The organism is Streptomyces sp. NPDC001700, from assembly GCF_053596435.1.
In genome coordinates this window covers 480,002-490,437 of record NZ_JBSFGE010000006.1, presented here as the reverse complement: position 1 = coordinate 490,437, position 10,436 = coordinate 480,002, and the positions used below count along the sequence as shown (strand labels likewise).

Annotated in this window: 1 protein-coding gene; it reads left to right on the top strand. The window is 71.8% G+C overall.

Annotation, left to right across the window (positions count from 1 at the left end; translation table 11 throughout):
• A partial coding sequence (locus ACWC5C_RS15290; protein WP_450875864.1) for an SDR family NAD(P)-dependent oxidoreductase occupies window positions 1-10,385 on the top strand: 10,385 nt, incomplete at its 5' end.
• Between the last annotated feature and the right edge of the window lie 51 nt (window positions 10,386-10,436).

The window sequence follows — 10,436 nt, the reverse complement described above, 5'->3', positions numbered from 1 at the left end:
TGCATTTGGGGGCTCCGGCTTTGGTGGGTGTTGTGGGTCCGGTGTTGGTGTTTCCGGGGCAGGGGTCGCAGTGGGTGGGGATGGGTGCGTCGTTGCTGGATGCGTCGCCGGTGTTCGCGGGGCGGGTGGCGGAGTGTGAGCGGGCTTTGTCGCCGTATGTGGACTGGTCCCTCACCGATGTGCTGCGTGGGACTGGGGGCGACCTGGGGCGGGTGGATGTGGTGCAGCCGGTGTTGTGGGCGGTGATGGTGTCGTTGGCGGCGGTGTGGGCGGGGCATGGGGTGCGGCCTGCTGCGGTGGTGGGTCATAGTCAGGGTGAGATCGCGGCGGCTGTGGTGGCTGGGGCGTTGTCGTTGGAGGATGGCGCGAAGGTGGTGGCGCTGCGTAGTCGGGCGTTGCGTCAGCTGGCCGATGGCGGGGCGATGGCGTCGCTGGGGGTGGGGGAGGAGCAGGTCGGACAGCTGCTGGCCGGGCTTGGTGATCAGGCGGCTGGTGTGGGTGTGGCGGCGGTCAATGGGCCGTCGTCTACGGTGGTTTCGGGTCCGCCGGAGCAGGTGGCCGTTGTGGTGGCCGCCTGCCGGGAGAACGGTGATCGGGCGCGGTTGATCGATGTGGACTATGCCTCGCACGGTCCCCAGGTTGATGAGATCCGCGACGAGCTGATGCGCGTACTGGACGGCGTGACGCCCGTCGCCGCGCCCTCGGACGACGTGGCGTTCTACTCGACGGTGACCGGCGGCCGAGCCGATACGGCCGGGCTGGACGCCGCGTACTGGGTGACGAATCTGCGGGAGCGCGTACGCTTCGCCGACGCGATCGAGGCGCTGTTGGCCGATGGGCACCGGGTGTTTATCGAGGCCAGCACCCATCCCGTGCTCACCGTCGGCATGGAGGAGACCTTCGAGCGGGCGAGCGTCGACGCGGTGACCGTTTCCACGCTGCGCCGTGACCACGGGGGCAGGGCGCAGCTGGTGCGCTCCCTTGCCGAGGCGTTCGTCGCGGGCGTCCCGGTGGACTGGACGGCCCTGTTCCCGGCCGACCCGACACCGCGCACCGTCGACCTGCCCACCTACCCGTTCCAGCACCAGCGCTTCTGGATGGCCGGATCGGGCGGGGCCGGTGACCCCGGTGACCTCGGGCTGGTCTCCGCCGGACACCCGCTGCTGGGCGCCGCGGTCGAGCTGGCCGACGGCAGTACGCACCTGCTCACCGGAAGGATTACGGCCAGGGGCGGCGAGGGTTGGCTCAGCGACCATGTGGTGGCGGGGGCGGTCCTGGCGCCGGGTGCGGCGCTCGTGGAGTGGGCGTTGCGAGCGGCCGACGAGGTCGGCTGCGGCGGGATCGAGGAGCTGGCGCTTCAAGTGCCCCTGGTGTTGCCCGAGTCGGGTGGCTTGCGCGTACAGGTCGTGGTGGGCGAGGCGGCCGAGGACGGACGGCGTGAGGTCCAGGTGTACTCCCGTCCGGGAGACGCCGACTCCGTAGCGGGGTGGATGTGCCACGCGGAGGGCGTACTGAGTCCGCCACGCGAGGACACCGGAGCCACGGCCGAGGGAGTGCACGGCGCGTGGCCCCCGGCAGGCGCCCAGCCGGTGGAACTGGACGGGTTCTACGAGCAGGCCGCGGCGGTGGGATATGCGTACGGGCCTGCCTTCCAGGGGCTGCGTGCGATGTGGCGGGACGGGGCGGATGTCGTCGCCGAGGTGGCCTTGCCCGAGTCGGCGGGGGACGAGGAAGGCTTCGGCATCCACCCGGCGCTGTTGGACGCCGCGCTGCACCCGGCGCTGCTGAGCGCCTCGTCCGAGCGGGACGAGGACGACGACCAGGTGTGGCTGCCGTTCGCCTGGAACGGCGTGTCCTTGTGGGCCACCGGAGCCACCACCGTGCGGGTGCGGATCTCCCGGCAGCAGCATGGCGTGGACGGCGAGCGGGGACTGCGGATGGTGGTGGCCGACGCCACCGGGGAGCCGGTCCTCACGGTGGACTCCCTGGTATCGCGCCCGGCACGGATCGATCAGCTGCAGGCTGCGGGCGCGCGTGGCGTGGACGGGCTGTTCGCGCTGGAGTGGACGCCGTTGCCCGCCGTGCCGGCCACGGCGGATGACGACGGCTGGGTGGTCCTGGGCCTCGACCAGGCGGACGAGAGCGCATCGAGTGCGGTACGGCACCCGGACCTGGAGTCGCTGGTCGCGGCACTCGACACGGACGATCCGGTCCCATCCGTTGCCTTCGCCTGCCTTCCGCACTCCGCTCCCGATGCCGTGTCGGCGACCGATGGTCTGGCCGCTGTCGAACGTGCGCTGGAACTGGTGCAGGGCTGGCTGGCCGAACCGAGGCTGGCCGATGCCCGGTTGGTCGTGGTGACGCGGGGCGCGGTCGCGTGTGCTGAGGACGTGGACGTGGCCGGTGCCGCTGTATGGGGCCTCGTACGCAGTGCGCAGGCGGAAAATCCGCGACGTTTCCTCCTGCTCGACCTCGAGCACGAGGCCGATGTCCTGGCCGATGGTGTGCGGGACGCGGCCGCGTGTGCGGTGGAACGGGACGAACCCCAGCTGGCGGTCCGGGACGGCCAGGTCCTGGTGCCCCGGCTGATGCGGGCCGACACCGACCAGCCGTCGGACGTCGTCCCGGCCGTGCTCGACCCGGAGGGCACGGTGCTCATCACGGGCGGCACCGGCACCCTGGGCGGACTGGTCGCCGAACACCTCGTCCGTACGTGGCAGGTCGGCCACCTACTGCTGGTGAGCCGCCGTGGGCCGGACGCTCCCGGCGCACGGGAGCTGGCCGACCGGCTGGAAGACCTCGGCGCGCGGGTGCGGATCGCCGCCGTAGATGTCACGGATGCGGGCGCGGTGGCGGAGCTGGTGGCGGGGGTCGACGCGGAGCACCCACTGACCGGGGTGATCCACGCCGCCGGTGCCCTGGACGACGCGGTGCTCACCTCGCAGACCTCGGAGCGCCTGGCGCGGGTGTGGGAGGCCAAGGCCACGGCGGCGGCGCATCTGCACGCCGCGACGGCGGATCTGCCACTGGGCCTGTTCGTGATGTTCTCCTCGGCCGCCGGAGTGCTGGGCAGCCCCGGCCAGGCCAACTACGCGGCGGCGAACGCCTACTGTGATGCCCTCGCCGCCCACCGCCGGGCCATGGGCCTTCCGGCGCTGTCGGTGGCATGGGGCCTCTGGGCCGAGTCTTCCGGCCTGACCGGAAAGCTCGCCGAGGTGGACCGGGCCCGCATGTCCCGCTCGGGCATCGCGGCGATGTCCACCCCCAAGGCACTGGCACTGCTGGATGCCGCGTGCCGGGTCCCGGATCCGTTGGTGGTTGCGGTGGATCTTGATGTGGCGGGGGCGGTGGGCGGTGGTGTGCCTGCGGTGTTGCGTGGGTTGGTGGTGGGTCGTGTGCGGCGTCGGGTGGCTGTTGGTGGTGTGTCGGCTGGTGGGTTGGCTGGGCGGTTGGTGGGGCTGGATGAGGGTGGTCGGTTGGATGTGGTGGGTGAGGTGGTGCGGGGTTGCGTGGCGGTGGTGTTGGGGTTTGGTTCGTCGGGTGAGGTGCGGTCGGGGGTGGCGTTCAAGGAGTTGGGTTTTGATTCGTTGACGGCGGTGGAGTTGCGTAACCGTTTGTCGGCGGTGACGGGGTTGCGGTTGCCTGCGACGATGGTGTTCGACTATCCGACACCGCACGCCCTGGCCACCTACCTGTGCACCCGGTTGGGCGGCGAGACGGCCCGACCCACCATGCCTGCTGTGACCTCGGCGGCCACCGACGAGCCGATCGCGATCGTCGCGATGACCTGCCGGTTCCCGGGCGGGGTCACCTCCCCGGAGAGCCTGTGGGACCTGGTGTCCTCGGGCGATGAGGCGATCGGGGAGTTTCCGACCGGCCGGGGCTGGGACCTAGACGGCCTCTTCCACCCGGACCCCGACCACCCCGGCACGTCCTATGCCCGCAAAGGCGGGTTCCTCTACGACGCGGATGCGTTCGACGCGGGGTTCTTCGGTATCAACCCGCGCGAGGCGCTGGCGACGGATCCGCAGCAGCGGTTGTTGCTGGAGGCGGCGTGGGAGGTGGTGGAGCGGGCCGGTATCGACCCGGTGTCGTTGAAGGGCAGCCCGACCGGCGTCTACGCCGGAGTCATGTACCACGACTACGCGGCCGGGCTCAGCGGTGGCGATCCACGGCTGGAGGGCTACGCCATGCTCGCCAGCTCGGGCAGCGTGGTCTCGGGGCGTGTGGCATACACGCTCGGGTTGGAGGGGCCTGCGGTGACGGTGGATACGGCGTGTTCGTCGTCGCTGGTGGCGATGCATCTGGCGGCGCAGGCGTTGCGCCAGGGCGAGTGCAGTCTCGCTCTGGCGGGTGGTGTGACGGTGATGGCCACGCCGGATGTGTTCACCGGCTTCTCGCGCCAGCGCGGCTTGGCTCCCGATGGGCGCTGCAAGCCCTTTGCCGCAGCCGCGGACGGCACCGGCTGGAGTGAGGGCGTCGGGCTGCTGCTTCTGGAGCGGTTGTCGGATGCGCGGCGCAACGGCCACCAGGTGCTGGCGGTGATCCGGGGTTCAGCGGTGAATCAGGATGGTGCGTCGAATGGTCTGACGGCGCCGAACGGTCCGTCACAGCAGCGGGTGATCCGGCAGGCGCTGGCCGGTGCCGGGCTGTCGGCGTCCGAGGTGGACGCGGTCGAGGCACACGGTACGGGAACGACGCTGGGCGACCCGATCGAGGCGCAGGCACTGCTGGCGACGTACGGCCAGGAACGCACCGCCGATCAGCCACTGCTGCTCGGGTCCATCAAGTCGAATATCGGGCATACACAGGCGGCCGCTGGGGTGGCAGGTGTCATCAAGATGGTGCAGGCCATGCGGCATGGCGTACTGCCCGCCTCGCTGCACATCGACGAGCCGACACCCCATGTCGACTGGGCCAGCGGTGCCGTACAGCTGCTGACCGAGCCCATCGAGTGGCCACAGTCCGAGCGTCCCCGCCGTGCCGGAGTGTCCTCCTTCGGCGCCTCCGGTACGAACGCCCACCTCATCCTGGAGCAGGCCCCGGACGCGCCACCTGAGCCGGAACCGGTCCCCGAGCACGGCGATGTCGTGCCCTGGGTGCTGTCCGCGCGCAGTACGGAGGCGCTGCGCGGGCAGGCCGCGTCGCTGGTGGCGCATGTGGCCGAGGACCCCGCATTGAAGTCGGTGGATGTGGGCTGGTCGTTGCTGAGGTCCCGGTCGCTGTTCGAGCAGCGAGCCGTGGTGCTGGGCAGCGAACGGGCGGACATGGTGGCGGCAGTCGAGGCCCTGGCGGCCGGTGCACCGCATCCGGGAGTGGTGGGCCCGCCCTCGGGCGCGGTCCCGTCCGGGAAGACCGTGTGGCTGTTCAGCGGACAGGGCAGCCAGCGCGTGGGGATGGGGGCCGGGCTGTACGACCGGTTCCCCGTCTTGGCCGAAGCCTTCGACGAGGTCTGCACCCTCCTGGACCCGCACCTGGAACACCCACTCCGCGATGTCGTGTTCAACCAGCAGCACGCACAGCTGCTGGACCACACCACCTACGCCCAGGCGGGGCTGTTCGCGCTGCACATCGCCCTGGCCCGGTTGCTGGACTCGCTGGGGCTGCGCCCCGATGTGGTGATCGGCCACTCCATCGGTGAGGTCGCAGCCGCTCATGTGGCCGGTGTCTTCGACCTGCCGGACGCCTGCCGCCTGGTGGCCGCCCGCGCCACGCTGATGGGCGGGCTCCCGGAAGGCGGCGGCATGGCCACCATCGCCGCCACCCCCGACGAACTGGCCGACGATCTCGCCGAACACGGCGGCCAGGTCAGCATCGCCGCCCTCAACACCCCCGGCAACACCGTCATCTCCGGCCCCAGCGAACTGGTCGTCCGGATCAGCGCCGCCTGGGCCGCCAAGGGCCGCAAGACCAAGACCCTGACCGTCAGCCACGCCTTCCACTCCCCGCTGATGGACCCCATCCTGGAACCGTTCACCCAGGCCATCACGGATCTGACCTATCACCGGCCCACCCTCCCGCTGCTCAGCAACCTCACCGGAGAGCTGGCCGACGAGCGCATCGCCACCCCCGGCTACTGGGCCGAACACATCCGCCAGCCCGTCCACTTCCACCCCGCCATCACCCGCATCGCCCCCGAGACAGGCGTCTTCCTGGAACTGGGACCGGACCCGGTCCTGGCCACCGCGACACAACACACCCTCGCCCACGCGACTACGGACACCAGCCCACTGGTGGGGGCCACGCTGACCCGTAAGCAACCCGACGTACGCGCCTTCGGCCACACCCTCGCACGGCTGCACACCGCCGGGGTCGACGTGGACTGGACCAGCTGGTTCCCGACCGACCCCACGCCACGAACGGTGGCCCTGCCGACGTACGCCTTCCAGCGTGAGCGGTACTGGCTGTCCGCTGCCGGTGGAGTCGGAGATGTGGCTGCCGCCGGGTTGCAGCGTGTGGAGCATGCGTTGCTGCCCGCCGCGGTGGGGCTGGCCGACGGCGGGGTGGTGCTCACCGGCCGTATCTCGGCTGCGGGCACCAAGAGCTGGCTGGCCGAACACGTGATGGCCGGGGCGGTGCTGGTGCCCGGTGCGGCGCTCGTGGAATGGGCGCTGCGGGCAGCCGATGAGGCGGGGTGCGGCGGTGTGGAGGAGCTGGCGCTCCAGGTGCCGCTGGTGCTGCCCGCGTCGGGTGGTTTGCGCGTACAGGTGGTGGCGGGCCCGGCCACCGAGGACCGGCGGCGCGATGTGCGCATCTACTCCCGCCCCGGCCGCGATGCCGAACCGGGCGCCGACCCCGGATGGGTGTGCCACGCGGAAGGTGTGCTGAGCCCGCCGTCCGCCGATGGCGAGGCGGAGGAACTGCCCGGGGTGTGGCCTCCGGCGGAGGCGGAGCCGGTGGACGTGACCGGGTTCTACGAGCGCGCGGCGGCGGCCGGATACGCGTACGGCCCGTCCTTCCAGGGCGTACAGGCCGTGTGGCGGGACGGTACGGACGTCCTCGCCGAGGTGGCGCTGCCCGAGGCTGCCGGTGACCGCGACGGCTTCGGCATTCACCCCGCACTGCTGGACGCCGCCCTGCACCCGGCGCTGCTGCTCGACCCGTCCGAGCCGCAACCCGAGCCCGAGCTGGAACGGGACGGCGCCCAGGTGTGGCTGCCGTTCGCCTGGCGGGGCGTGTCGTTGTGGGCGAGTGACGCGACGACCGTACGGGTTCGGCTTTCTCCCCGGTCGCGGCCGTCGGAGGACGGCGCGGAGGAGGAGCGGGGACTACGGGTCGTCGTGGCCGATGCTGTGGGCGTTCCGGTGCTGACGGTCGATGCGCTGGTGATGCGGTCGGCCGACCCGGAACAGCTGCGGGCCGCCGCAGGGCCCGATGTGGACGGACTGTTCACCCTGGACTGGACGCCGCTGCCGACGCCACCGGAAAGCCACGATGCCCAGTCGGAGACCGCCAACTGGGTGGTGCTGGGCCAGGCGGGGGCGGCGGACCCGATCGGGGAGGACACGGTCTGCCATCCGCATCTGGAGTCGCTGATCGCCGCGCTCGATGGTGGGGCGGCCGTTCCCTCGGTGGGCATCGCCGCTCTTTCGGCGCCCTCCCCGGACGGCGACGTGGCGGATGCCGGACTGGCCCTGACCCAAGAGGCGTTGGCGCTGATGCAGGGCTGGTTGGCCGAGCCACGGTTGGCCGATGCCCGGTTGGTGGTCGTCACCCGGGGCGCGGTCGCGGTCCCGGTCGGCGCGTCCGAGGACGAGGGACAGGGCGACGGTGGTGTGAACGCGGCCGGTGCCGCGGTGTGCGGGCTGGTACGCAGTGCGCAGGCGGAGAACCCGGGCCGCTTCCTGCTGCTCGACCTCGATCCTGCTGGTGAGCCGGTCGGTGCGGTCCCCGGCCACAGCGTGGTGGACGGCGTACTGCGGGCCGTTGCGATGGACGAGCCTCAGGTGGCGCTGCGCGCCGGGCGGATCCTGGTGCCGCGCCTGATGCGCGCCGGTGGGGCGAGCAGCGGGGGAGTGGTGGGGCTCGCGGGGCAGCCCGCGTGGCGGCTGGAGCTGACGGGCACGGCGACGCTGGACAACGTGAAACCGGTGCCCTGCCCCGAGGTACTGGAGCCGCTGGGCGCGGGTCAGGTGCGGGTCGAGGTGCACGCGGCGGGCATCAACTTCCGCGACGCCCTGATCAGTCTGGGCATGGTTCCCGGCCAGACCGGGCTGGGCGGCGAGGGCGCCGGAGTGGTGGTCGCGGTCGGGCCGGGAGTGACCCAGGTGACGGTGGGCGACCGGGTCATGGGTGTCTTCGACCGCGCGTTCGGCCCGCTGGCGGTGACGGACGCGCGTATGGTGGCGCCGATTCCCACCGGGTGGAGTTTCCAGCAGGCGGCCGCGGTGCCGGTGGTGTTCCTCACCGCGTGGTACGGGCTGGTGGAGCTGGGCGGCCTCCGCGCGGGCGAGTCGGTGCTGATTCATGCGGCAGCCGGTGGAGTGGGCATGGCGGCGGTGCAGATCGCCCGCCACCTGGACGCCGAGGTCTACGCCACGGCCAGCCCCGGAAAGCACCCGGTGCTGGAAACCATGGGCATCGACGCCGCTCACCGGGCCTCCTCGCGCGACCTGGACTTCGAGCACGCAGTACGGGAGGCAACCGGCGGCCGTGGCGTGGACGTCGTACTGAACAGCCTCGCCGGTCCCTTCGTCGACGCCTCGCTACGGCTGCTGCACAAGGGTGGCCGACTGCTGGAGATGGGCAAGACCGACATCCGTGATCCGGAGCGGATCGCGGCCGACCACCCGGGTGTGCGCTACCAGGTCTACGACCTGATCGGGGACGCCGGACCGGACCGTATCGCCCGGATGCTGGCCGAGTTGGGCGCGCTCTTCACCGCCGGGGTCCTGGAACCGCCGCCGCTGCGGGCCTGGCCGTTGGACCGCGCGCGGGAGGCACTGCGCTACCTCAGCCAGGCCAAGCACACCGGCAAGCTCGTGCTGGACGTCCCGGCCCCCGTCGACCCCGGCGGCACCGTACTGATCACCGGCGGCACCGGCACCCTGGGCGCCCTGGTTGCCGAGCATCTGGTGCGCACGTGGCACATCAGGCATCTGCTGCTGGTCAGCCGCAGTGGCCCCAACGCCCCAGGCGCGAAGGAACTGGCCGCTCGGTTGGGTGAACTGGGCGCGGTGGTACGGATCGAGGCGGCCGATGTCACCGAGGCCGCTGCGGTGGCCGCCCTGGTGGCGGGAGTGGACCCGGAGCACCCACTGACCGGGGTGATCCACGCGGCCGGTGTCCTGGACGACGCGGTGCTCACCTCGCAGACACCCGAGCGACTGGCCCGGGTGTGGTCGGCCAAGGCCCGGGCGGCGGCGCATCTCCACGCGGCGACGGCGGACCTGCGGCTCGGCATGTTCGTGATGTTCTCCTCCGCGTCCGGAGTGATGGGCAGCCCCGGACAGGCCAACTACGCTGCGGCCAACGCCTTTTGCGACGCACTGGCCGCCCGCCGCCGGGCCGAAGGGCTGCCGGGTGTGTCCGTGGCATGGGGGCTGTGGGCCGCGTCCAGTGAGATGACCGGAAACCTCACCGAAGCGGACCTGGCCCGCATGGCCCGCTCCGGTATCGCCGCGATGAGCGGCGACCACGCCCTGGCGCTGCTCGACGCCTCGGTCCAGCACGGCGGCCACCAGCTGATCGCGGCCGATGTGAACACGCGCGTCCTCGCCGCCCAGCCCCCGGACACCCTGCCCGCCGCGCTGCGCGCCCTGGTCGTGGCGGGCGCCGCTGCGGGGCGTACGGCGGGACGGCGTACGGCGGCGGCCGCCGGTGCGCAGCCGGTCGACTGGGCGGGCCGACTGGCGGGAATGTCCGCCGACGAGCGGCATCGGGTGCTGCTCGATCTGGTCCGTGGCCACGCGACCACCGTGCTGGGCCACGCGGACGCGGAAGCGGTCCAGGCGGACACCAGTTTCAAGGATCTGGGCTTCGACTCGCTGACCGCCGTGGAACTGCGCAACCGGCTCGCAGCCGCCACCGGACTGCGGCTGCCCGCCGCCCTCGTCTTCGACTACCCCGAGGCGGCCATCCTGGCCGACTACCTACTGGAACGCCTCGCCCCCGAGGAGGACGGCTCGCGGGCCCGGTCCGGCGCCGACCCGGCACTCGGCGAACTGGCCAAGCTGGAGGCCACGTTGGCCGGTCTCGACGTGGCGGACGGCGAATCCGGGGCGATCACGGCCCGGCTGGAGAGTCTGCTGGCCACATGGAAGGCGACACGGAACCTGGCGGGACGGAATCTGTCGGAGCGGGATTCGACTGCCGCGGAGCGGCTGGAGTCCGCGTCCGCGGCCCAGGTGCTCGACTTCATCGACAACGAACTGGGTGTGTCCTGAATGTGCCGGGCGCGACGACCGCTTAAGGCCGGGTGAAACCTCATGGTGAAT